Origin of the sequence: Bacillus alveayuensis, from assembly GCA_030812955.1 — a bacterium.
Classification (GTDB): Bacteria; Bacillota; Bacilli; order Bacillales; family Aeribacillaceae; genus Bacillus_CB; species Bacillus_CB alveayuensis.
Genome location: JAUSTR010000002.1, coordinates 32,278 through 57,827, shown reverse-complemented (window position 1 = coordinate 57,827; position 25,550 = coordinate 32,278). Strand labels below are relative to the sequence as shown.

General features: G+C 36.6%; 25 protein-coding genes. 2 read left to right on the top strand and 23 right to left on the bottom strand.

Annotation, left to right across the window (positions count from 1 at the left end):
* Nucleotides 1–5: 5 nt before the first annotated feature.
* The 23 genes from J2S06_RS05025 to J2S06_RS04915 form a co-directional block, all read right to left on the bottom strand.
* Complete coding sequence (locus J2S06_RS05025; RefSeq protein ID WP_419151509.1) at nucleotides 6–737, bottom strand: cytidylyltransferase domain-containing protein; 732 nt, start codon at nucleotides 735–737, stop codon at nucleotides 6–8.
* Nucleotides 738–790: 53 nt separating this feature from the next.
* Nucleotides 791–1,975, bottom strand: coding sequence for a UDP-4-amino-4,6-dideoxy-N-acetyl-beta-L-altrosamine transaminase (gene pseC, locus J2S06_RS05020; RefSeq protein ID WP_419151508.1), 1,185 nt, complete (start codon nucleotides 1,973–1,975; stop codon nucleotides 791–793).
* A 40-nt stretch (nucleotides 1,976–2,015) separates the two neighbouring features.
* Nucleotides 2,016–2,984 (bottom strand): UDP-N-acetylglucosamine 4,6-dehydratase (inverting), encoded by a 969-nt coding sequence (gene pseB / locus J2S06_RS05015; protein ID WP_419151507.1) that lies wholly within the window; start codon nucleotides 2,982–2,984, stop codon nucleotides 2,016–2,018.
* 211 nt (nucleotides 2,985–3,195) lie between these two features.
* Nucleotides 3,196–4,614: a motility associated factor glycosyltransferase family protein gene (locus J2S06_RS05010; RefSeq protein WP_419151506.1), complete on the bottom strand. Its 1,419-nt coding sequence runs from the start codon at nucleotides 4,612–4,614 to the stop codon at nucleotides 3,196–3,198.
* Nucleotides 4,611–4,973 carry a hypothetical protein gene (locus J2S06_RS05005; protein ID WP_419151505.1) on the bottom strand — a complete coding sequence of 121 codons (363 nt, stop codon included), beginning with the start codon at nucleotides 4,971–4,973 and terminating at the stop codon, nucleotides 4,611–4,613. Before J2S06_RS05005 ends, J2S06_RS05010 begins: the two co-directional genes overlap by 4 nt.
* Nucleotides 4,974–4,988: 15 nt before the next feature.
* Entirely contained in the window at nucleotides 4,989–6,908 is a 1,920-nt protein-coding gene (locus tag J2S06_RS05000) for a motility associated factor glycosyltransferase family protein (protein ID WP_419151504.1), read from the bottom strand.
* 21 nt (nucleotides 6,909–6,929) lie between these two features.
* Nucleotides 6,930–7,190, bottom strand: coding sequence for a hypothetical protein (locus J2S06_RS04995; RefSeq protein WP_419151503.1), 261 nt, complete (start codon nucleotides 7,188–7,190; stop codon nucleotides 6,930–6,932).
* A 171-nt stretch (nucleotides 7,191–7,361) separates the two neighbouring features.
* A complete protein-coding gene (hag, locus tag J2S06_RS04990) occupies nucleotides 7,362–8,180 on the bottom strand; it encodes a flagellin Hag (RefSeq protein ID WP_419151502.1) in 819 nt (272 codons plus the stop codon).
* 220 nt (nucleotides 8,181–8,400) lie between these two features.
* Nucleotides 8,401–8,634, bottom strand: a complete 234-nt coding sequence (gene csrA / locus J2S06_RS04985) for a carbon storage regulator CsrA (RefSeq protein ID WP_044896022.1) — start codon at nucleotides 8,632–8,634, stop codon at nucleotides 8,401–8,403.
* A 3-nt stretch (nucleotides 8,635–8,637) separates the two neighbouring features.
* The gene (fliW, locus tag J2S06_RS04980) at nucleotides 8,638–9,078 is read right to left on the bottom strand and encodes a flagellar assembly protein FliW (RefSeq protein WP_419151501.1); all 441 of its coding nucleotides are present in this window, start codon (nucleotides 9,076–9,078) and stop codon (nucleotides 8,638–8,640) included.
* Nucleotides 9,079–9,091: 13 nt separating this feature from the next.
* Entirely contained in the window at nucleotides 9,092–9,682 is a 591-nt protein-coding gene (locus J2S06_RS04975) for a DUF6470 family protein (protein ID WP_419151500.1), read from the bottom strand.
* Between the two features lie 206 nt (nucleotides 9,683–9,888).
* Entirely contained in the window at nucleotides 9,889–10,764 is an 876-nt protein-coding gene (gene flgL / locus J2S06_RS04970; RefSeq protein WP_419151499.1) for a flagellar hook-associated protein FlgL, read from the bottom strand.
* Between the two features lie 139 nt (nucleotides 10,765–10,903).
* Nucleotides 10,904–12,460, bottom strand: coding sequence for a flagellar hook-associated protein FlgK (gene flgK, locus J2S06_RS04965; RefSeq protein ID WP_419151498.1), 1,557 nt, complete (start codon nucleotides 12,458–12,460; stop codon nucleotides 10,904–10,906).
* Nucleotides 12,461–12,474: 14 nt separating this feature from the next.
* Entirely contained in the window at nucleotides 12,475–12,957 is a 483-nt protein-coding gene (locus J2S06_RS04960; RefSeq protein ID WP_419151634.1) for a flagellar protein FlgN, read from the bottom strand.
* A 16-nt stretch (nucleotides 12,958–12,973) separates the two neighbouring features.
* Nucleotides 12,974–13,234: a flagellar biosynthesis anti-sigma factor FlgM gene (gene flgM, locus J2S06_RS04955; RefSeq protein ID WP_044896017.1), complete on the bottom strand. Its 261-nt coding sequence runs from the start codon at nucleotides 13,232–13,234 to the stop codon at nucleotides 12,974–12,976.
* 29 nt (nucleotides 13,235–13,263) lie between these two features.
* Nucleotides 13,264–13,674, bottom strand: a complete 411-nt coding sequence (locus J2S06_RS04950) for a TIGR03826 family flagellar region protein (RefSeq protein ID WP_419151497.1) — start codon at nucleotides 13,672–13,674, stop codon at nucleotides 13,264–13,266.
* A 59-nt stretch (nucleotides 13,675–13,733) separates the two neighbouring features.
* The gene (locus J2S06_RS04945) at nucleotides 13,734–14,426 is read right to left on the bottom strand and encodes a ComF family protein (protein ID WP_419151496.1); all 693 of its coding nucleotides are present in this window, start codon (nucleotides 14,424–14,426) and stop codon (nucleotides 13,734–13,736) included.
* Nucleotides 14,419–14,784, bottom strand: a complete 366-nt coding sequence (locus tag J2S06_RS04940) for a late competence development ComFB family protein (RefSeq protein ID WP_419151495.1) — start codon at nucleotides 14,782–14,784, stop codon at nucleotides 14,419–14,421. The genes J2S06_RS04945 and J2S06_RS04940 overlap by 8 nt, the downstream gene beginning before the upstream one ends.
* A 214-nt stretch (nucleotides 14,785–14,998) precedes the next feature.
* The gene (locus tag J2S06_RS04935; protein ID WP_419151494.1) at nucleotides 14,999–16,345 is read right to left on the bottom strand and encodes a DEAD/DEAH box helicase; all 1,347 of its coding nucleotides are present in this window, start codon (nucleotides 16,343–16,345) and stop codon (nucleotides 14,999–15,001) included.
* A 378-nt stretch (nucleotides 16,346–16,723) separates the two neighbouring features.
* On the bottom strand, nucleotides 16,724–17,566 hold the full coding sequence (locus tag J2S06_RS04930; protein WP_419151493.1) for a DegV family protein: 843 nt from the start codon (nucleotides 17,564–17,566) through the stop codon (nucleotides 16,724–16,726).
* A gap of 96 nt (nucleotides 17,567–17,662) precedes the next feature.
* Nucleotides 17,663–20,629, bottom strand: coding sequence for an EAL domain-containing protein (locus J2S06_RS04925; RefSeq protein ID WP_419151492.1), 2,967 nt, complete (start codon nucleotides 20,627–20,629; stop codon nucleotides 17,663–17,665).
* A 1,121-nt stretch (nucleotides 20,630–21,750) separates the two neighbouring features.
* Nucleotides 21,751–22,440: a response regulator gene (locus J2S06_RS04920; protein ID WP_419151491.1), complete on the bottom strand. Its 690-nt coding sequence runs from the start codon at nucleotides 22,438–22,440 to the stop codon at nucleotides 21,751–21,753.
* 29 nt (nucleotides 22,441–22,469) lie between these two features.
* On the bottom strand, nucleotides 22,470–23,669 hold the full coding sequence (locus J2S06_RS04915; protein ID WP_419151490.1) for a sensor histidine kinase: 1,200 nt from the start codon (nucleotides 23,667–23,669) through the stop codon (nucleotides 22,470–22,472).
* A gap of 159 nt (nucleotides 23,670–23,828) precedes the next feature.
* On the opposite strand from J2S06_RS04915, the gene J2S06_RS04910 reads away from it, so the two are divergent.
* Together J2S06_RS04910 and J2S06_RS04905 are read left to right on the top strand one after the other, a co-directional pair.
* Nucleotides 23,829–24,470 (top strand): YigZ family protein, encoded by a 642-nt coding sequence (locus tag J2S06_RS04910; protein WP_419151489.1) that lies wholly within the window; start codon nucleotides 23,829–23,831, stop codon nucleotides 24,468–24,470.
* Between the two features lie 11 nt (nucleotides 24,471–24,481).
* Nucleotides 24,482–25,432, top strand: coding sequence for an LCP family protein (locus J2S06_RS04905; protein ID WP_419151488.1), 951 nt, complete (start codon nucleotides 24,482–24,484; stop codon nucleotides 25,430–25,432).
* The last annotated feature ends 118 nt before the right edge of the window (nucleotides 25,433–25,550 follow it).

Below are 25,550 nucleotides of genomic sequence, written 5' to 3'. Positions count from 1 at the left end.
ACAACCTATAGTTTCTTTTGTTCGATATGGGCATTAATTTCTGCCCATTCAGGCTTATCTCGTAAAATCCGAATGACATCTTCTAAAGTAAATAATGGATTTATTGGGTACAATGTTTCTAATATGTTTTGAATTAATAAAAAATCTTCCTCTGTATCTACTGTCCAACGATGCCTACTTTCGTCCATTTCATTTGAAACATTACAAAGTCTAAATTGATCAGGATGATGATATATATAAGCAGTGACATGCTCGCGGTAAGCTGTCTCTTTAGCTTCTTCGTGAGCTCTTTTTAACACTTTATATGACATCACTTCTGTATCCAGTCCTCTTGGATAGGTGCGAGTTAATGTGTTTGAAACGTAATCGTATCGATCTTTATTTTCCAAATAATGTGTTACAACCTTATCAATAACATTCGGGTCTATAATTGGGCAGTCTGATGTTAATCGAACAATGACATCTGCATTAAATTGTGTAGCAGCTTCAAAATAACGAGACAGCACATCTTCCTCTGATCCTCGATAATAAGGTATCGAAAGTTGCTGACATAGTTGAACAATTTGGTCATCACTTTCTTTCGTAGTTGTGGCGATAATGATTTCATCAATACTTTTTGCTCTTTTCACTCGTTCAATTTGATATTCTAGTAATGTTTTGTCTAATACTTTTTTTAATATTTTCCCCTGAAGTCTCGTAGAACCCATACGGGCTTGGATAATGGCAGCAACTTTCATTTTTCCACCTTCTCGCTCCAAAACTAAGTTTTCATAGTTTTTTTGACACTACCCTATTTTTTATAGTAATCTATCGTCTGCTTGACAGCCTTAATAACATCATGAACATCTTTTTCACTCATAGCCGGGAATAAAGGCAAGGTAATCATTTCATTATACAATTTTTCAGCATTCGGGCATATTCCCTTTTGATAGCCAAGTTGTTGGTAATAAGGTTGGAAATAGACAGGAATGTAATGAACATTGACACCGATGTTTTGCTGGTGCAATGCCTCAAAAATTTCACGTCTAGACGCAGTGAGCTTGTCTAAATTTAAACGGATGATATATAAATGCCAGCTTGATTCCCCATTTTCATGTTGAAATGGCGTGATTATTTCATCCATCTCTTTAAATGCTTCGTTATAAATTGAAACGTATTTTCTTCTCAATTCCACAAACTGATCAATTTTCTTCAACTGACTTGTCCCTAAAGCAGCTTGAATATCTGTCATACGATAATTATAGCCTAAAAACTGCATTTCATAATACCAAGAACCATGATATTCATTTAGTTTTTCTTGCTCACGTGTAATTCCGTGAGAGCGGAATTGCAGTAATTTATCATAGTATTTTCTATTGTTTGTCGTAATAATTCCGCCTTCACCTGTCGTAATATGTTTTACCGGATGAAAGCTAAACATCGTCATATCACTAATGGAGCCAACCTTTTTCCCTTTATATACAGCCCCTAATGCATGTGCAGCATCCTCAATCACTACAAGGTTATGTTTTTTCGCAATTTCTAAAATTCCATCTAATTCAGTAGGTTGACCTGTAAAATCAACCGGAATAATTGCTTTCGTTTTATCAGAAATCTTTTCCTCAATTTTATTAGGGTCTATATTATATGTTTTTTCATCGATATCAGAAAAAATAGGTGTCCCGCCTTGATAAATCACACAGTTCGCACTAGCAGCAAAAGTCATTGGTGTCGTAATGACTTCATCTCCATTGCCTATTCCGGCTGCAAAGCAAGCTCCATGTAATGCCGCCGTTCCATTCGAAAAAGCAACAGCATATTTGGCTCCAACATATTCTGCAACAGCTTGTTCAAACTTTGCAAGATATGGACCCGTTGTTAAATAGCTTCCTTTCAGTACTTCTATAACAGCTTCAATATCATCTTCATCAATCCATTGCCTTCCATATGGTAAATACGATTGTCTGACAGGTTCAAAAATTTTATCTTTCTCCATATATCTCACTCCTAAACTAGAAAAAAGTAGAAGAAACGTTTTACATTTCTTCTACCAATACTCGCAACTCTTCCACAGTTAACCATTCAGAATTTGTATCACTTGTATATTTAAAACCTTCTGAAAGGGGCTTTCCGCCTTTCACTGATTCTCTTGACCACCAAGGAAATTCCGGTTGAATAACATAGTATGTATCAAACTCAACAGTATGTCTTGCGTCATCCTCTGTAATCATTGCCTCATGGAGTTTTTCTCCTGGACGAATGCCAACAATCTCTATCTCACATTTTGGAGCAATCGCTTCTGCCAAATCTACCACTCTCATACTTGGAATTTTCGGGACAAAAATTTCCCCACCGCGCATCCGTTGTAAACTATCTAAAACAAATTGAACCCCTTGATCAAGTGTAATCCAAAAACGTGTCATTCTTTCATCGGTAATCGGTAATTTACCTGTATGACGAATTTTCTTAAAGAAAGGAACAACACTTCCCCGGCTGCCCACTACATTTCCGTAACGGACTACGGAAAATCTTGTTTCCTTATCACCAACATATGAATTAGCAGCAACAAATAGCTTGTCTGAAGCCAATTTCGTAGCCCCATAAAGATTGACGGGACTACACGCTTTATCAGTACTTAGAGCGATGACTCGGTTTACTCCACGGTCAATAGCAGCTTCAATGACATTTTGAGCACCATGGATATTTGTCTTAACCGCTTCAAACGGATTATATTCACAAGCTGGTACTTGCTTCATAGCCGCAGCATGAATAACAATATCTACTCCATCAAAAGCACGATACAAACGTTCCTTATCACGTACGTCACCAATGAAAAATCTTATTCTTGAGTCTTTGAACTCTTGTGCCATCTCAAATTGCTTTAATTCGTCACGACTAAAAATGATAATCTTTTTTATATCATATTCGAGAGCTTTTTTTGTAAATTTTTTCCCGAACGAACCTGTTCCACCTGTTACTAATATCGTTTTTCCAGATAAATACATAATCAACCTCTCCATTATCTTTGTTTTTATGAAAAATAACGAGGAACTTATTCTTTTCTTTTTTAATTTTGCATCTTGATGAATAGCCGGAAAAGGACTACACTAATCCCATTAAAACAATTCCTGCAAAAGAGGCTTAACGAGCTCGCTCATAGTCAATTATTTAAAAGATCTCTCTAAAATCATACCTTAAGATACTAACTGAATGATCTTACATTCGTCCCATGTTAACATGAAGCTGCACTAAGCTTTTAAAATACTTACGTGTAGCTGAAATATCAATTTCCTTATTTTTTTCTATAAATTCAAAAAGCGTAATATGTTCAAATCCATCAATATATGCTCCACCTTCTGTTGCATTATATAACGAGCGATTTTCTAAACGTGCAATATTTGTAAACCAGTCACGGTATATAAGAAATTGTTTTGAAGTCGGAACTTTATCTAATTGATCAAAACTCGGTATATATATAACATCATCACTTAAAGATGCAAACTGTTTAAAATTGTGAGTATCAATGATATGGGTCTGATGGTTTGTATAAGCTAAATCTTGACCCACTAAACAAATAGAGGAAAAACCAAATTTTAACAATAAATCAAATAATGCTGTAGCAACAGATCCACCACTCTGAATAATAGGAATTCCTTCCCTATATGCATATTCCTCTGCTAGCGGATAACCTTCTTGATAAACAATAAATTTCGATCCCTTGTACTTAAGCGGAACATTCCTATTTACAGTGGATAAGTAAAACAGCGGAATATTAAGATCACATAGATCTTCTATTTGTTCAAATACTTGGTCTTTTGGATCGATCATCATAAAAAAATCAGGATAAATGCCAAAGTTAAGTAACGGCTTTAATGCGGTTCCAACACAGCAAATGAGAGAATGTTTTTTAGCCTCATGCAACATATGAATATTTTTTTCTAAAGATGGACCTGCTGAGACCATAATGATTGGATCATTTTCAAATTGTTGAATAAACGGTGCAATGCTTGGGTTTTGCAAGGAAATATTCGACAAAAAGTTGTTTTTTAGAACATGAGAAAAATTGCTTATGGTAGTTATCTTCACCATAAATTTTTCTAGTGCCAATTGAAATGAGTGTAAAAACTTTGGTATTAACCGTAACGAAGGCTGATGAACTATGAAAGCTACCTTGTTATGTTCTAAACATTCAAATTCTGAAAAAAACTTATTAATTTGTTGAGTTATTTTTATTTTTAACCTTTTATCTTTAAAAATGCTTGTAAAATCATCATATTTTAATACTTCGTAAAAAAATGTTATGTTCGTTTCCCATACTTCAATTTCTACATTATCATCTACGACTTTTTGCAGCTCCCGAATATGATGCCCACAACCAAACCCATATACAATCACTCTTTCAAAAAAGTCATATCCTTTTAGTTGTGACTGTACCATACGGGAAGCTTCTTTAATTGGAGCATATTTGCTATGAATCAAATATTTTTCTCCATCATTTTGCTCATAAAGACAAGTTAAATGTCCTGTTTTAGATTGAAAAAATTCAAATTGCTCTACGTGATTATCAAAAAAATCATCAATATGAACATCTTTTTTTAATCGAATTATACTCCAATTAAGTTGTTCGTAGTTCATACATCTATATCCCTCTTGATAATTTCTAGATATTCATTCAATTTTTCCTTCAGCTCATATTCTAACAAATCTGCTAATGTTACATAATCTTTATTAGATAATGTTTCTTCAACTTTTTTTAATAATATATTAAATTCCTTCATATCAATTTCTTTCAATTCATTCCTTGAAACATCTTTAATACCTTGAACTGCACTAACAAACCATGACAATCCTTCTAAAAATAGTTCATAAATATTGAACCATTCCACATCATTCATTTGTATTTTTTCAGAAATGATATCACAAGCTTGAATGAGCTTTGGTAAATACTCTTCACAACTTTTCTTTGTTTCATAAATCAACTCTTGATGGTTCATTTCTAAGACTCCATTCTAATAGTTAAAATTTATTTCATACAAAATGGCTTCTAATTCCCGCTCATACAACGATGTCAATTTATTTATTCCATGCACAACCCCTTCCATAAACCATTCCTGAATAGATAATATTTCTATTGCACGTTCAATGGAATTAATACGGGAAATCGGATTAATTTTTACATGCATATAAGCAATCAGTGGGCGTAAATAAAAACTAATAAAATCGTTTTCTAAAATGATTATTACTACATTTTCATTATGCTCCAAAATTCTTCGTAACTTCATTTCTAATAAAAATATTTCTTTTGTATCGGTCTTTAACTCCTGTAATAACTGGAATATAAATTCTTTATTTTCTTCCGCATAATCCCTAATGTTCTGAAGAGTTTCTTTTAATTGTTCATATTTCTTATGTAAATTTTGCAAACTTTTTCGCGCATCATTCTTTGATATATTGATATGTTCCAATAAATGACTCACAGGTGTAATCGTCTCAACACAATACTTCTCTATTGCTTTTTTAAATGGCATTCTTTCTGTACCTTTAATATGTACTCCACCTTCAGTGGCATTGATCGTTAAAGAATTAGAACTTGCAACATGATGTTCATACCAAATAAGAAATTGTTGCCATAATAAACGAGAACGAACTTTTCCTCCATAATAGCCATCTAAATAAACTATTTTATTATGCATACCTTTATTTGATAAACTGTCTTGAATCTTCGTTCTAATATTTATATCAATGTCTTGATTATTTTCAAAGTTATAAAATGAATCTTTACTATGTGTAGTTCCGTCATCACTATAAGCCAAATCTTGACCAATAACTATAATTGGGTCCCCACCTATATAGTTAGCGAGCATATAACACATATGGGCAACAGAATTACCACAATATAGCTCTCCCAAATCATTAAAAGCTTCATTAATAAAACGACTATTAGTAATGTTCTGTTTAAAGACAGGAACCATATACTTTGGCCAATAATCAAAGATTCTCGGATCAATTACTGTTAAACCAACTAATACTGTCTCTTCTGGAATTTTCACACCTTCTACGCTTAACTTAAATGAATTCTCAATACGTTCTAAAATACATACAATATCAGGAGTAATACCATTTTTTAACAATACACGCATTGCTGATTCGGCACATATAATAATTGCCCTTCCTTTTACTTGTTTCAGTAATGGCAACTGCTTATCAAGAGACGGACCTGTTGATACACAAATAATCGGTTTTCCTTTATACTTATCTTTCAATTCTTTTAATGCCGGTTTAGTTAATACATGTTTTAAATTTTTTAATTCATTTTTAATTCCAAGTAAAGTGTCATCGAGGTCATTTCCAATGTTAAATACATGATTTTTTAATATGTTACTGAAATGTTCAAGCAAATTATGATAGTATTCAGAATGTAAGCGATAAGTAGGAAATGTCCTAAGAACTTCAGTTTGCAAAAAATAAAAACCTAAAAGAGATTGTAAATAGACTGATACAAGAGCTTTCGCTTGTTCCTCTTCGCCATAGATAAAAATAAGTCTTTCTGGTTTATTTTCTAAATAAGGTCGTAAATCTGTTTCTTCTAAAAATTTTTTAATAATTCTTAAATCCTTTTCAACAACAAACACCCAAGCATTATCCGTTTTTTTTTCTAAAATTTGTGTTAAAGTCACGTTCGAATTAATCCCGAATAAAACATAGCCTGTATTATCAAAATTAACTCCATCCAAAAAAACTTCAGATTCAAATACTGGATCATAAATGCTCCCCGAGTAAAATTCTTTCCCTTCTTCATCTCGAAGCTTGAATACAAAATTTTTGTCTATCTTTAAAGTCTCGATCTCATTTGCATCAACATTATTGAGATTATATTCCAGATTGGAATTGTATTCACTTAAATATTTTAAATTAGAATGTAAATACATCTCAGTCATTCCTCCTTTCTGTTATTTGTTTAACAATGGGATTAACTCATAACGAATTAAATCCGCCATTAAAATATAGTCTTTATTTTGCATAGCCAATGTAATGATTTGAAGAGCTTCTAAAATATCATTCTGAATGATATTCCCTTCATATTTTTCAATTTTTTCAATATAAGTAGAAATTCTTTCAAAATTATTTTTCCATTTTTTCATAGCTTCTCGAGTTTCAACTCGATATAGCTTCTTGGTTATTTCATTTAATTCATCAATAATAGTATGCAAATTTTCACCTCCGACATTATTCCCGTCTAATGGTTTAATACTTTTCTTTTCCAACAAAAGAAATAATGCTCAAACGTTGAATTGTTCCTAACTTTACGTATGTCAATTAAATCAAAATAAATTTAATCAAAAACCGACCGAAACAAAACGGCCGGTTTTTCATTCTCCATTTTATCGTAATAATTGAAGCACTCCTTGTGGTTGTTGGTTAGCTTGCGCCAACATTGCTTGTGCTGCTTGAGCCAAGATATTGTTCTTAGTGAACGCCATCATTTCTTTCGCCATATCGACATCACGGATACGAGATTCAGCAGCTGTTAAGTTTTCTGAAGATGTACCTAAGTTGTTAATTGTATATTCTAAGCGGTTTTGATATGCACCAAGATTTGCACGTTCCTTAGATACTTTATTAATAGCGCTGTTAACTGCTTGAATAAAGGTTTCAGCCCCTGTTTGAGAAGTAAGCGCAATACTGGAAGCACCCACTCCAAGCAGTGTAGAAGCATCCATTTTATTAATAGATAATTGAATTGTTTGATTGCTATTTGCACCAACATGAAATTTAAGTGTTACACCTGAGTTGATTAATTTTTTCGTGTTAAACTCTGTTTGGCTAGCAATACGATTTACCTCTTTATAAAGTTGAGAAACTTCATCACGAATCTTTTGACGATCACTTGTTGTATAAGTATCGTTTGAAGCTTGAACTGCTAATTCACGCATACGTTGAAGGATTGCATGTGTCTCGTTTAAAGCTCCTTCTGCTGTCTGGATGAGTGAGATTCCATCCTGTGCGTTACGAGACGCTTGCTCTAAGCCGCGGATTTGTCCACGCATTTTTTCAGAGATGGCAAGACCTGCTGCATCGTCACCAGCACGGTTAATACGAAGACCTGAAGATAATTTTTCCATTGATTTTGAAGCAGCGTTAGTACCAGCTGTCAATTGACGGTACGTATTCAACGCTGCAATGTTGTGGTTAATTCTCATCGTTTTTTCCTCCTTGAATTTTTTGTGTCCACATCCTTGTGGTTTTAGCAAGAGAAAGAGTCGGCCGCCCTCTTTTCCTGCGTACCACTTTTTATATCGGAACATCCATTAAAGTGTTTAATAGATGATAGAAAAAATTTCATAAAAAATAGGACCGATTTACTGGTCCAATATAAAAATAGTGAATAGAAATTTGGGTATATGTAATAATTCAAGTTGATTACAAATGCTTTCCTAATTTTTTCGATAATCCTTTTAACACATCAAGAGGAGCTTGTGAGGCTGCGTTGTTTTCTTGTTGAATGGCCTGATAGATTTCCTTTCGGTGGATGTCGACGTTACGTGGTGCTTTGATCCCAACTTTGACTTGCTCTCCTTCAATGGCTGTAATCGTAATTTCAATGTCATCACCGATCATGATAGATTCTTGTACTTTCCGCGATAAAATGAGCACGCCTCACACCTCCTCTTTTACTTTCTTTGTTAACAAATGCTTCGTTTGATACGTGGTGTTCGTTAAAATGACTTGTTTTCCGAGCATTTCTTTTCGATTAATGACGACAGGTGCTTGCAAGTTTGCGGTTGTTTTTTCAAACGGATTCTGAACGGTTAAAATCGAGTAAACTTGAACATCTTGTTTTTTTTCAATTTTCAACTGTTGAATCGTATTGTCATCTAAATCAAATTCATAGTTTGGAAAGAAAAGAAACGGAATCGTTATGACAAAGGCAAGCTGTTCCGTTTGTACAGATTGTAAAATAAAAAAAGGAGCATCTTGATTAAATGATAAAATCACAAACTGTTTTTCATCCGAAAAACCTGGGATTCCGTATGGGAATTTTAAGATCTCTTCCTTTTCAATCTTGATTTCACCGTGATACTTTGTTCTTAACTTCATATTCTCACAACCTTTAAATGTTCATTTCAAAGTTGAGGCCTTTGAATGTTAAGTTTTCAAAATCAATCTTTATATCAGGATATTGGACCATTTGGATTTCTACTTTTCCAGGTTTATAGTCCATTTTCGGGTCATTGATTTTAGCGTTAATGATTGCCCGTTCGTGCCGCCATTTAATGTTTACATCCCCTGGCTCGTAATGAATTTTGACGCTAAAGTGTGAAGGCACCCAGCCGATGTTAAACTCTTTAGGAGGGGTTTCACTGTTCACCTTTGCTTGATCAGCAATCGGGTTTCCTCCCTCTTCAATGCGCATTAATTCATCACCTTGTCTTGCTCTTCTCGCAATTCCTTCCAGCCAATCTTCATACCCGAGTTGGGCAGCTTCTTCAATTCTTCGAAAAATATGTTTTAAGTCCATATCCTCCCAAGCTTTCGTTTGGTCGATGGTCAGCTTTGCAGGCGTTCTTTCAATTTTCATTTCAAGCTTTGCATTTTGAAGATCAAGTTCCGCCTGTGGCTGTTCAATAGATTGTTGAGGAGGTGTTGTCGTCATGTTTATTTTTGCTTGTTGAGTTTGTAAGCGTATTTGTGGGAGATTCATCAACCTTCACTCCAGAAATGATGTATATTTAAAGAAAGGATCCATATAATTGGATCCTAATTTTACATCTATCAGACTGAATGAAAATGCTTGTCATTCGAGGCACGAGCCCGATGAGAAGCAGAGTTACCAAGTACGGTCATGAGCATTCAAAGAGGGCGAAGTAACAAAGAATGCAAGCGTTTGTGGGCAGTCTGATTCAAACATTATCTTAAAAAGTCAACTAACGTTGGCTGGATTATTCTTGCACCAGCCGAGAGGGCAGCGCGATGGACACTTTCTTGTGTTTTTAAATCGATAATGACTTTTTCTAAATCTGCATCTTCATTTTCAGATAATATGCGGTTGGCCACGACCTCTTGATTTTGTAGACGCTGTTCAACAAATTCGACACGATTATAGCGCGCCCCAAGCTCTGACCATTCAGCATTCAGCGTGTCAAGGTGGCCATCCAATTGCGATAGCAAATTATTCAAATTAGAAGAATCATTGGCTTCAAGTGCATCTTGAATGTCCTGCAAAGTATTGAAAAGATCTTGGCTAAATACGTTTTCTGGGTTGACGTTTGCTTGCAATTTCACATTTTTCGACACTTCTACCATAAAAGGGTTCGGATTGAGCGTGGCAACAGGAGGATTACCATCCGCAACAGGAGGCTTGTCCGTATCCGTCCCGTTAAAAATGTATCGGCCTGCAACTTGAGTATTCGCAACATTCACGATATCTTGTTTAATTTGCTTTATTTCGGCTGCGATTGCTCCTCGCTCACTTTCACTATTCGTCCCGTTTAACGCTTGCACTAACAACTCTCGCACGCGCTGTAAAGCCTTGTTTGTATGTTCGATTCCTGATTCTGACGTTTCAATCCATTGATAAATTTCGGAAATGTTCCGCTTGTATTGTTCAACCTCCGTCACATTTGTACGATAATACATCCCCTTCATCGCAACAACTGGGTCATCAGATGGACGGGTAATTTTTTTCCCTGTTGATAACTGGTCTTGTATTTTCCCAAGCCGTTCATAGCTTTTGCTAATGTAGCGAAGAGAGTTTTGCGCAAGCATCGTCTGTGTGACACGCATGTTCATTCACCTACCTTTTTTTTGCATCCTTACACGATAAGTCCGGTATCCAATTCTCCCGTAAGTGCATGATTTTCCGAAAGGCCATGTTCAAAATCCTTAAGGTTTACCGTCAGCTCATTTGCCATTTAAAATTCATCTACCTTCCAACAAGTCCCATGTTGTTAATAATACGGTCTAATATTTCATCTTGGAGTGTGATCATCCGTGCTGCTGCATTGTATGCATGCTGAAATTGAATCATATTCGTCATTTCTTCATCGAGAGATACCGAGCTTACCGATTTGCGGCGCTCTTCAACAGCATCGGCCAGGGTTTGCGAGTTGCTGGATAAGCGATTAGCTTCTTGGGCATCAACGGCCATACCGCCGATTAAACTTTCATAATAGTTTTGTACAGTCGTAAAGTTGCCGTTGATGACAAATGTTTTATTTTTCACCTCGGCAAGGGCTACAGCGTTAGAGCCGTCTCCCATATTTTGCGATTGGGCTGCTGCTATATGATCATAGTTGTCCTTAATGGCTTCAGATACTTTGATCAGTGCTGCCGCACCTTTTTTATTCGCATCTGATGGTGGCATCAACCCAGAAAAATCGAAGAAATCCTCAGGTGTCCGGTTATTATTTTCAATATCTTCAATGCTCCACCCATTTCGATGAATATTATTAAATTCCTTAGCAAAATCGTAAGCAAGGGCATCGAGCCTTTGCAGCATTTCTGGGTAAATCCCTTTTTCAACAACGGTGCCGCTAGCCGTCGTATACGTATATCCAAAAGAATGAATCATTCCTAAAAAGGAGCCGGAAGAATTAAAATTTGAAACCTTTATATCTTTTGTTCCGATGGAAATTTCTTGAACGAGGCCGTTTATTGCACTATAATTGACGGACAATTCATTTACTTTTAACTTTTTGCCATCGACAACAGTGCCAAGTGAACGGCCCTTATCATCCAAAAGTTCAACGGTTGCTTTTCCTTCCGCAATTTCCAATGCATTTCCGCCGCTTCCAACAGGCGTCACCTTAATATTGACAAAGGATGATAATTCATCCAATAGACGATCTCGCTCATCATACAAATCATTTGGCAAATAGCCATGTGGTTCAATCTCGCCGATTTGCTTGTTAATATCGTTGATTTGATTAAGCAAAGAATTGATTTCTTTGATATTTACCTCTAATTCATTTTTTAAATCATTTTGAATCTCTGTTAAAGAGTTGGATAAATAGTTAAATGTTTCGGCAACAGCAATCCCGCGTTCACGAACAACTGCACGTGCCCCTGCATTTGTCGGGTTTAGAGCTAAATCTTGTAAAGACTGCCAAAAGCGGTCTAACGTAATCGCTAAACCAGACTCAGATGGCTCATTCATAATCTCTTCCATTTTTTCCAATGCATCGGCACGAGAGCTCCAATAACCTAGCTTGCTCGTTTCATGGCGGAATTGTACATCTAAAAAGCCTTCGCGAATACGTTGAACGCTTCCAGCAGATACTCCTGTACCAAATTGCCCCGGAATTTCTGGACGAATTCTCGAAGCGGAAGGATACGGATTGCTCTGATCAAAATTGACGCGCTGTCTCGTGTAACCAGGTGTATTAGCATTCGCAATATTATGGCCTGTTGTATATAAGGCGCTCTGCTGTGTGCTTAACGCTCTTTTCGCGATTTCAATGCCAAAAAATGTTGAGCTCATAAAAAATACCTCCGTTACGCTTTCGAATCAAACATAGAACGTCGAGGCGCTAGCTGTTCTTGAGGCTGCTTTGGATGTTGATAGCTTAACGCCGGTTCCTGCGGCATGACCATATCGAGTGTCATATTGATAAATTGCAGGGCATAATGAGTTAATTGCTCGTTTAATTCATTAGCAGCCTTTAATTTCGTCATGATTTCCAGAAAGCTGTCTTTCAAATGCTCAAGCTTCTTTTTGTCTGCTCCAGATGCTTTTTCAATGCAAGCGGTTAAGCTTTGATCCTCTTGATTTCCTAGCCATGCTGCAACCTGCTTCATCCGTTCCTCTTCTTTTTGTTGAATCATTTTGATGCATAACTGTTCTTTCTTGAGCAGCTCTTTAAGCTTGGAGACGTCCTCATTGTTTTTTAAAACTTCTGTTTTTTTTACAGCTAAGTCATACAAATGTTCATGGAGCTCATATAAATTTTCCAAAGTTTGAATAATACGCAATACCATTTTCACGGCATCCCCCCTACTGCTTCCGATAAAATTGAATGAGGCTTTTTGCAATTTCTTTTGCATCTATTGCATAAGCACCGCTTTCGACTTGCTCTATAATTTTTTGCACCTTTTCTTGGCGTTCGAGCTCAATTTCGCTCATTCGCTGAAGCTCTTTTGCTTGTGTAGAAATTTCAATTTTATCCTCTTGTGACCTTTTTTTTGTTAGCTTTTGTTGGTCGAGCTGTTTTTGATACAAATGAATACTGGAAGACCGATAGTTTTGAATTTTCATCGTGCTGCCTCCTTTCTTGCGATTTTTCTTTATTTTTCAGGATCAAAAGAATAGTAGGTCGCTTGACGATTGCCTTGAGATTTCTCTTCATTATATTTATGGAGCCTTTCAATTTCTCGTTTTAGTTCCATTGTACAATTTTCGCAAAGCTTACCTTCACGAATGATTTTTCCACACTTTTCACACGAGTAGCCGAGATTCGGGTAATGGGTCAGCTGAATTCTTCTCTGCCGGATAAACTTTAAAATTAGCTCTTCTGACACACCTGTCCCTTTCACGACTTCTGTTAACGTTGCGGTTCTATTTTCACGCTTTCTCAAAAAATTGTAAACTGTTTCAAATGCTTTTTCTTCTTCTTTATAGCATGCATCACAAATGTCGCGAAATTTCGTTTTAATAAATAAAGCATGACATTTTGAACAATTCGCTAATTCTCCCATAAAAACCTTCTCCTCTACACGTTTACCTAGTAATATTATCGGTTCCAAATCGCAAATGTTTAACTGCGAATTAAAGTTAAAGATTGAATGCTTTTCGCACCAGCTTCCTTTAAAAGCTTTGCGGCATGACGAATCGTGGTTCCCGTTGTATACAAATCATCTATAATGATGATATGTCTTTCCTTTACTTCGTGTGAATTTTTTAAGGAAAACATATTTGCAATAGAAATACGTTCAATGCGCGATTTTTTCGACTGTTTTTCTGAATCTAATTTTGTCAGGGGTTCAATGATAGGTAAATCAAGCAATTGTGCCAGTAGCTTAGCCTGGTTAAAGCCGCGTTCATATAAACGCTTTTGACTAAGGGGAATAGGAAGAAGCAGGAAATCATGTTGAGGAAAATATCGTTTACGGGCGTCTTGGAAAGAGGTGCGGAATATTTCTGAAAGAATGGCATCACCACGAAATTTAAACTGGCTTAGCACTTCTCTCATAAAGTCATTATAAAGATAAACTGAGCGATTTTTGAGCAATACTCCTTGAAATCCTTCTTGCTGCTCCCAACGATGACAATCTTCACACAGATGATCATGGATCCCTGGCCTTCCGCAAATCGAACAAACAGGGCCTTCAATGAGAACAAATTTTTGCCTGCATTCATCACAAACAAGCTCTTGCGGAAGAAGAGAAAAAATCGTGCGCCATGAAATACTCGGTTCCATATCCGCAAAACAATATAGGCATTTAGTCATACTCCACCTCTTTTTGTTTTTGCTTCATCGTTTCACATAATGGCCGCTCCGAAATGATTTTGGCACATTCCGCTAATTTGACAATAAGAGATGTAAGCTCTTGTTTATCTGCAAATTTTGCTTTAATATAGGGGATTTTATTTTGATCTGTTACATAATAAGGTGGTACTTTGTTTAAAACAAGTGCCAATAGGTCTGTTTTGCACTTCTCACAAGTACATCTCATCTGAAGTCGATCTAAATATTCATCTAATAAGTCCTTCATAATTTTTTCCATTGCATTTACGACCATATACGTCTCTCCTACTAACCCTATTACTTTTATATAATTATAATAGGAAAAATTTGCTGGAATCAAGGGAGGAATCTCCTAATCAAAATTCTCTTTAAGGGCCTTATTCCCTATCTTTTGTGAAAGCTAGGGCGTGTTCTTAACAAAAGGCTCTTTTCTAAAAGATTGTTGCTTTCCCATAGATTTTCGGCTGTCCAGGCAAACGAAACGATACACTTTGTATTTTCTCGTTTTGATCGGCTTCTACTTAATTTATTTTGCTACCCTTTTTATGATTCCGTTACTGCGATGATTGCTTCAATAAACCTTCTTTGTGCGCCAAAGCATTCATCGCTTCAATATGGTGTTTCGCTTGAACCATTGCATTCGTTTTCCCAAAATGAAAAAAGATAATGGATCCTGTTGGGGCATTTATACTCCTACCTACTCTTCCTGATATTTGTACAAGCGCACTTTCTGTAAAAATATCTTGTTCAGCTCCTAAAACCGCTACATCAGCACCAGGTACTGTTACACCTCTTTCTAGAATTGTCGTCGTCACCATAATGAGCACCTTTTGTTCTCGAAATTGTTGGACTTTTTCCTTTCGATGAGGATCTTCAGCGTGAACACCTTCAATGTGTGGATGTACATCTTTTAATAGGTTCACAACGAGCGGAACAGTTTGAATGTCTGGCACAAATAAAAATGCTTGTTTTTCCCTAACTACATGAGCATCCACCCATTTCATAACAGGATTTGGTAAACGATTTTTCTTTAACGCTTTTTTCCAGTTTCCACACCATTGAAATTTCGGAATCGGGAGAGGATATCCGTGGTAACGGGCGGGAATTTTGACGATTTGCAGAGGGGTAAACTGCCGTCGAATGAAGGAAGAAGGTGTTGCGGTTAAATAAATAAGAGAGCTTTTCTTTTTCTGCGCTTTTTTAACGGCAAATTGCAGGGAGACATCGACCGAATAAGGAAACGCATCGACTTCATCGATGATCATGACATCAAAGGCTTCTTTATATCGATATAGCTGATGTGTCGTCGCAATCGTGAGTGGAGACAGCTTACCGCGATCCTCGCTTCCTCCATATAAAGAAGCCACATCCACTTTTGGAAATGCTTGTTTTAATCGAGGGGCTAGCTCACGTACAACATCGGATCTAGGGGTGGCAATGCAAACATATTTCCCCGTTTGCAACGCTTTTTCTATTCCTTTAAATAGTATCTCTGTTTTTCCTGCTCCACAAACAGCCCAAATGAGGAGAGGGGTTTCTTCTTCAATCGCTTCTGTGATTTTCAAGGATGCCTTTTCTTGGCCTTTCGACAGCGTACCATTCCAATTTAGCTCCACATTTAATGGTCGATTCGTTTCATCCATCGATAAACTAATCAGTTTTGTACATTCGCTCACTCTCCCCATCATGAGACAGTTTCGACAATAGTGGCAAAGCTTTTGGCAGCGTGCACAATGAAAGGCAGCAAATAAATAAGGCTTATCGTTTCCACAGCGATGGCAAAAATATACCCCTGCACGCTTTGTAACCCCATCCTCTATGAGGCATGATGCCATCTTCCTCTCATCTAGTAAATCGGAAACTTCGTGTAATAACAAATGGCGTCCTTTTATATCGTTCACTGACATTCCTCCTCGTAACGTGCGGTTTGGTTCTATGAGCCAAACAACAAAATTTAAAAACTAATGGTCAGCTTTTTATACAAATACACTCCTATCCTATCTTCTCGTATGAAAAGAAATCGTGCAAAGGGCGAAAATGAAAAAATCGCAGCTTTTTAACTGCGATTTTCATTGTTTAGGAAATGATAAAATTGATACTTGTGGGTCACTTGATCTTTTGAAGTAACGTCTAGCTCCGGGCGTTAGCGGCTAGCAAATTTCCCATTTCATCCGTACGATCAGTTAACATCGACTCGCTATCGCTTTCGTGTTTCCTTTATCTCCTGCTGAAATGACCCAATTTGTAAGCCGCTTCGCCAACGCCCTGCGCCTTTGTTCTTATTTCTTATACCAGCCGAGGCCAATGGCGCCTTCCCCAAGGTGTGTTCCAATGACCGGTCCAAAGTAGCTAATATAAAACTCCACGTGCGGATATTTTTGTGCAAGCTCTTGTTTCATTTTTTCGGCTTCATCTGGTCGATTGGCATGAATGATCGTTGCCCGAAGCGGTACATTTTGGCTTGCTACTTCATCAAATAACTCATAAATTCTCTTCAATGCTTTTTTACGAGTACGAATTTTTTCATACGGTACAATGACTTTATCAACAAAATGTAAAACAGGCTTTATTTGCAGCAAGCTTCCAACAAACGCTTGTGCCCCGCTTAATCGCCCCCCACGTTTTAAGTGGGAAAGATCATCGACCATGAAGTATGCACGAAGAGATTGTTTCATTTCATCTAATCGCTTAAGAATTTCTTCAGGCGACTTTTCTTCCTTTATCAATTCGGCTGCTTCTATCGCATAAAATCCTTGCGCCATACAACTGATTTCGGAATCATATGGATAAACCTTTATTCCTTCTACCATTTGACCGGCTGTTACAGCACCATTAAATGTTCCGCTAATTCCACTTGAAAGGTGAATACTGATCACCGCATCATATTCTTTCGCTAACTCCTCATACATGTTCACAAATTCACCGATTGGCGGTTGGGAGGTTGTCGGCAAATCTTCACGCTCTTTGATTTCCTTCCAAAATTGTTCTGCCGTCATATCGATTTCTTCGCGGTAAGATTCTTGGCCAAAAATGACACTTAAAGGAATCATCTTTATTTGAAGCTTTTCTCGAACTTCCTTCGGGATATAAGCTGTACTATCCGTTAAAATAGCAGTTTTCATTGTATAATACCTACCTTATACAAATAAATTGTTTAGCTCTCATTATTGTATAAGAAAATAACTGAAATTTCATTAACTATTTCACAGTAGGTATGTTTATAAAAATGTCCTTTCAATAAATTGAATCGGATCATCAGAAATAAAATTTGCACCACGGACGATTCTTTTATTGCGAAGGTAAATTTGAACGGTATTCAATAAAGAAATCAGCTTTTCCCTTTCGTGCTCTGCAATAATGAACTTTAAGCCGTATTGATAAATATTGGACTTTACCTCTTTCCCCCATACAATGTTTCCTTGTAAGATCAATTTTTCACCCATTAATTCTGTTTCGAATTGATAAACAATTTTATCATTACTTGGAAGTCTTAAATGGGAAGCAAAGGCTAATCCACCACCACCAATGTTTAAGACCGCAACCTCTGTTTTACCGATCTTGATTTGTTTGTTTTGAATGGATGTAATGGTAATATTTGAAAGCAATGGATTCGGAAACTCAATTCGAAAATATTTTCTTTTTTCACTTGTTTTTAATGGTTCAGACTGCTGCGGTGTCATATTTCGTTTAACAAATAGCTGCTCTATTTTTTGATCTGTAACAGAGGGGCTATATAAAAATCCTTGAATTTCGTCGCATTGGTAGTTTTCTAAATAATTTAATTGTACTTGTGTCTCAACCCCTTCAGCTACAACCCGCAAATTTAATCCTTTAGCCATTTGAATTAATGATTGCGTAATAATCCGGTCCGTATGGTCCTTATCAATGTTCTGAATAAAGGATTTGTCAATTTTTAAAACATCGATAGGAAAATTTTTAATATTATTGATCGATGTATAGCTTGTTCCAAAATCGTCTAATGCAATTCTAACTCCTAAATCTCGAATCTTAATGATTTGCTCTTGTACATAATCATCCATGATTAATAAAGAACTCTCAGTGATCTCAATTTCTAATAAATTCGGAGGAATTTTTTTCTCTGTCGTCGTTTTCACTAAAAAGTCATAAAAGTCTTTTTTCAAGAGCCTTTTCGGAGAAATGTTGACGGAAATAAATTGAAATTGGAGTCCATCATCCATCCACTTTCGAATTTGTGAACAAACGCTTTCCAATACCCAATCACTAATTTGGTTGATTAATTCTTCTTCTTCAGCTAGCGGAATAAAGTCAGCTGGCGAAACATCACCCCATTCAGGATGCTTCCATCTTAAAAGCGCTTCAGCACCAATGACTTGCTTCGCTTTCACATCAATTCTTGGCTGGTATTCCATATAAAGCTGGTGATTTTCTAAAGCTTTTCTAAGCTCTTTTTCAATGTAGTAGTCTTTAAGAGTCATAATATTCATAGACTTTGTATAAATTTGATAATTGTTTTTCCCTAGCTTTTTCGCCCGATATAGTGCTGCATTTGCACTCTGCAGCAAAGTATCACTCGTAATACCCTCTGTCGGATAAAAGCTAATGCCAATACTTGTTGTCACATACACTTCATATTGGTCAATTTCTAGTGGGGCTTCAACATAATCGAGTATATCTTGCGCCAACTGGATATATGACTCAATGTCTTGGTCAATTTTTACAAGGGCGATAAATTCATCACCGCCAATGCGATAAATTGATCCATAGTCGCAAACAATTTTTTGAATTCTTTCAGCCGTTTGCTTAATGACTGCATCCCCTGCTAAATGTCCTAACGTATTGTTTATTTTTTTAATTCGATCGATACCAATAGAAAAAACAGCAAACATCTCTTCATGCAAATGAGCCGAATCAATCCATTTAGGGAAATCGTTTGATAAACTATATCCGTTCGGTAACGAGGTAAGCGGATCATAATTCGCCATCTGTTGAAGCTTTAATTCATACTGTTTCGCTTCGGTAATATCGATAATCATGCTATCAAGACGAGTCATCTCACCGAATTCATTTATCGTTGGGATCATTTGCACCTTCGTCCAAATCACTTCCCCATCGGGGCGTATCATTCGGTATTCATCAATAAGAGGGGTTCCTTCTTTTAAAAGGTTTAAGGCATTTTCTAATTTATCCATATCTTCTGGATGAAAACATATTTTCCAATAGGACGGAACCTTCATGAAAAAGTCGACGTCAACCCCTAATATTTTTTTTACAGAATTTGAACAATATAAAACTTTATTACAAATCGGATCTAACGACCAAATAACGGCATCGATCTCGTTAGCAATAGAAAGAAAGCGATTTGTCAGTTCAATTAACCTTTTTTCCGCTTCTTTTTTTTCGGTTATATCAACGAAAATGCCAAGCAATTTCGAAGGCTTTCCGTTTACAGACTCCTTTGAAACAGCCTGTCCATGAATAATTCTTTCCGTTCCATCTCTTCTAATTATGCGAAACGTTAAGGAAAAAGATTCTCCCTTTTCTACTAACCCTTCCAACAGTTGTTTAAATGTTGAGCGATCTTCAGGATGGATAAACTTTAAAAACAATGGAAGAGTTAGTTTTGGCTGGGGATCATTTGAATTGATTCCTAAAAGATGATAGATGTAGTCAGACCAATAATATTCATCCTTTAATGGATCAAATTCAACTAGACCAAAATGGCCAAGCTTTTGCAGGTGATCAAACTCCTGCACTAATTCTTGAGTAATATTAAATCCCTCGAGAGCTTCGTCTTCTTCTTTCAAAACCGTCAATATAGCACTTTCATCATTTAACATGATCGGAATTTCTAGCATTTGAATGTTTACGGTTTCACCGTCTTTCTTTTTTAATGCCGCACGGAAGCTTTGCAATTCACCTTCCATAGCTTTTTCAAAATATTTTTCTACCTGCTGTACATCAGACTCTACGACTAGCTTAGAGAAACAAGTAAAAAATTCCTTCGGTTTATAATGTAAAAAATCGACTAGCCTTTGATTAAAGGCAATAATATTTCCTTTTCGATTTAAAACATATGAAGCATTTTGATAGCTTTTTAAAATTAATTGAAGGGTATCGTAAGGTAATTTTCCATGCTCTTTAGGATCAATATATACATCCGAATCCATTGGTGAGTAATGATGATTGCGCCAAAATAAAGCCATGCCCTTCCCCCCTCGAAAAGAAATCGTTTATTGGTAAATAACTTTTCGTATAAGCTCTAGTCTTCTATCTAGAGCTTTTTTCTTGTGACCCCCCATAAAAAAGGATGCGAATAAACCTATATTTGTCTAAACATAAGTGAGAACATTTTTTTCCACAAAAGATGTAGGACGGCAGCATTTGTACACATATGATAAAAATATATTTTTGTAAGCAGATGCTGTTAACTAATCGATGAACTTACCATTTTTTATGACACTATTTTTAAACTAATTGTCTCGTGTTCATGAATCGTTTTGAACGAATCCCTCATACTTACTTAATCCTTAATTCCTTTAAAGAAGAAAGCCGCAGAATGGTGTGATAGACTTGGTGGTTCCGACTAATGTATGATCCATCCGTCTCTAGAATCATGATTTTCATCATTTCCAGTCTGTCCTCCTGAATCGGCTTCCCCCTCACGACCCAGTTCAGTCTCATTTCCTAGTGTCTGTATAAGCTTTATTACTTTTATTTGTATCTAAGATACCACAAAATATTACAAAATTCTACAAAATTCACGTTTTTTTGGTATTACTTTTTCCCTATAATACGACATATTCTGATACTACTTTCATTTCAACCCGTACTTGCTAATCTTCTATCATCAAGTATTCAATATTATCATTTCTGTAATGATAAGAAGAGCGAAAGCGCCCCGCTTAAGCGACGTATGAACTGGACCGCTCCGCATGAGATAAAGGAAACACGAAGAGCGAAAGCGTCGATGTTGACTTATCGGAAGGAGGAGAGGGAAGTTCACTAGTCGCTGGGCGGCTTTCGCTAGACATCCATTACTATATAAAAGGATTTATTCCTTCGTTATCATGATATAAATTCTGATATGATAATAAAAAGGTTAAGGTGTTTTTGACCTTAACCTCTTCCAGTTTGATACAAAGTATGCAATAAGGAAATTTTCTACCTGAATGGTGAACTCATGTATCGTGGAACAAGCCACGTAAAGAGGGATTTACCTTAGAACAGTAATGAAGCAAGATACGGTTGAAGAAATAAAGAATAAAGGCGATTGCAGGCAGTTTTAAAGAGGTTAAGGCCTGTTTAACCTTAACCTGTTCTTCCTTTATCGAACCTCTACCCAGCCGTTTTTAATGGCCACAACTACTGCTTGGGTCCGATCATTCACATTCATTTTTTGCAGGATGTTGCTGACATGGTTTTTCACGGTCTTTTCACTAATAAATAAGGCTTCCCCAATGGCTCTGTTGCTTTTTCCATCTGCTAGCATTTGCAGCACTTCACATTCTCGACGCGTTAAAATATGTAAAGGGCGGCGCACTTCCGGTTTTACTTGTCCAACATGCTCGACTTGTCCGCTTAAGGCAAGACGACGAAACTCATTCACTAAATTATGGGTAACCTTTGGATGTAAGTAAGCCCCTCCTTCTGCCACAACTTTAACCGCTTCAATGAGCGTATCTGCATCCATTTCCTTTAATAAGTAACCGCAGGCACCCGTTTTTAAGGCGTGTGTGACATAATTTTCATCATCATGTATGGATAAAATAATCACCTTCGTTTCGGGATGCGCTTCAACTAACCTCTTCGTTGCCTCAACACCATTAATTTGTGGCATATTAATATCCATAATGACGACATCCGGCTGATGCTCTTTTACAACGGTTAGAGCTTCTGTTCCATCTTCTGCTTCTGCGACCACTTCAAAATTCGGTTCAAAGTCTAAAATCCGCTTAACTCCTTCGCGGAACAATTGATGATCATCTATGATGACAATCTTCGTTTTTTTCGCCATGTTTATGCCTCCCCATCATCCATTGTAGGCTAATTAGACATATGTGAGTCAATATGCCTTTTTTCGCTTTTTTGCATATTGATCGGGACTTGTATCATAATACTAGTGCCTTGTCCCTGCTTTGAATGAATGACTAATTTCCCATCTAATAAATCAACTCGCTCTTTCATTCCCATTAAACCGAACGAATGCTTATTTTCATTGTCAATTTGATGAGGATCAAACCCTTTCCCGTTATCTCTGATAAGAAGATTAATTTGATCCTTCCTTACTTCAACTTTCACATCAACCTTATCTCCATCTGAATGCTTCAAAGCATTCGTAACAGCCTCCTGTACTAACCGGAATAAAGCGACTTCAAATCGAGCCGGCAGCCGGTTTTCTTCTGAAGTACCGATGCTTGTGAAGGAAATTTTTGTTCGCCCATTATATTCTTCGATCGTTGCCAAATATTTTCTGAGGGTTGGAATTAATCCTAAATCATCTAAAGCCATTGGACGTAAATCATAAATAATGCGACGAACTTCATACAAAGCGCTGCGAACCATTTCACGCAAATTTTTTACTTCTTTAACCCCCTCCTCTGCACCTCGCTGGCGGAACACCCGATCGATTAAATCGGAACGCATTAGGACATTTGCGAGCAGCTGAGCTGGGCCGTCATGAATTTCTCTCGATAACCTCTTTCTTTCTTCTTCTTGTGCTTCAATAATTCTCAAGCCAAAAAGCTGTTTTTGCCGAGCATCTTCTAAAATATCGCCCATTTTGCGCAAATCTTGGTCTAAATAATGCAAGACAACGTTAATTTGTCCAACTAAATGATCGGCCCGTTCCATCATTTCCTTTAAGTTCAGAAGTCTCCGTTCTAATTCATCACGGCGATCACGAAGCTGCTTTTCTTTTTCCTTTAGCATCGTAAGCTCCATTTGCAATGAATGGGCTCTTTCATAAGCCGTGCGAATATCTTCTTCAGAGAAATTTTGAAAGTTTTTGCTCACCTCCACTAAGCGCTGCCGAGCATATTTGGATTGCACAGCCAATTTGTCACTTTTTTCAATCACCGTATTCACTTGCTCTTTAATAAGCTTTAATTCCTGCACAATAATGTCATATTCTTGACGTGAGCTTTCACCGATTTTAAAAATCTCATCTTTACTAGTTTGCACCGTTCGAATCATTTTCTCTAATATTCGATCTAATATTTTTGCGTCAAAATTTTTGGAGTCCATTTATTAATCCCCCAATTCATGAATTTTGTAACAAAACTTTATAGGATTCTTAATTGAAGTGAAAAATTTGTCGTTTTATAATAGAAGAATGTAGTGATTTTTTTGTAGGATCAAAAAGTTAAAACACCTTGTCAAATCCGCTTAGGGAGGTGGACAAGTATGCTTTCCCATTATTATACCGTAAAAGGATTTGGAGAGCATGAAATTGTCATCCAGAAATCGCGCTTTATTTGCTACATCAATCGTGCCAAAACCGAAGAGGAAGCCCAAGACTTTATCAATAAAATTAAAAAAATGCATTGGAATGCTACCCATAATTGCTCGGCCTATTTAATCGGGGAACATGACCAAATCCAAAAAGCAAATGACGATGGGGAACCGAGCGGTACAGCCGGCGTTCCGATGCTGGAAGTATTAAAAAAACGCCAATTAAAAGATACAGTCGCTGTCGTCACTAGATATTTCGGCGGCATTAAACTCGGTGCGGGGGGACTTATCCGCGCTTACGGCAAAGCGGTATCAGAAGGTATCAACCACACAGGTGTTGTCGAACGAAAATTGATGCGAATTTTAAAAACAAAAATCGATTATACATGGCTTGGCAAAGTCGAAAACGAACTTCGCCACTCCGAATACAAACTAAAAGAAATCCACTACTTAGACGATGTTCTCATCGAAACTTACGTCGAAGAAGAAAAGAAAGAAGCCTTCAAGGAATGGATGACAGAACTAACAAACGGAAAATGCGGCATGACAGAAGGTGAAGTGGAGTATTTGGAGAAAGAAATAACATTTAGTTAAGGAGATTTTCTATGAATCGAACTACATTAAAGAAAAAGAAGAAACGAAAAAAATTACGTACCATTGGATGTCTTTTTCTAGTTCTTTTATTGTTTGCTGGAGGATATGGTGCTTATTTAACGTATAAAGTTGCAAATGCTTCTTTTCAATCACAAGAAGAGCTGAATCGAGGCAGCAAATCAGAACTTAGAACAAAGCCGATTGACCCAGCAAAAGATCATTTTTCTGTATTATTCATCGGGGTCGATGCTCGTCCAGGCGAAAAGAACAGCAGATCGGATGCTCTTATTTTAGCCACATTTAATAAAGATGACCGATCGATTAAAATGGTGAGTATCCCTCGTGATTCACGAGTGAAAATTCCTGATCACGGAAAAAACAAAATTAACCATGCTCACTCATATGGTGGAAAAGACCTAACAGTTGAAACAGTTGAAGACCTTTTTGACATTCCGGTAGATTACTATGTTGAATTAAACTTTAATGCCTTTATTGATATTGTAGATGCCCTTGGTGGTGTTGAAGTAAACAGCGAAAGAGAATTCACAGAACAAGATAGTCAAGGGCGCAAAGACGCCATCCACATCAAGGAAGGGATTCAAACTTTAAACGGTGAAGAAGCTCTTGCTTATGTAAGGATGCGTAAAAAGGATCCTTTAGGCGATATTGGAAGAGGTCAAAGACAGCAAGAAGTCATTAAAGCGATTATCGAAAAAAGCAGCTCATTTGCAGCGATTACGAAATATGATGATATTATCGACACAATTGGGAAAAATTTAACAACGAATTTTAGCATTGGAAATATCCTTGCTTTACAAAAGTATTCGGGATCGATTAATAGTATAGAATCATTATCTTTAAATGGGTACAATAAAACCATTAATGGTGTTTATTACTATGAACTTGAACAAGAATCAATTGAAGAAATTTCTGATGAACTGAAGCAGCATCTTGACATATAACCGAATTATATCTTGGAGGCTGACTACTTTATGTATTTGATATAGTCAGCCTATAATTTGTGATGAACCATTTGAACATTACTTTATACCTAAAAACCATAGAATTAATGTTAGCAAT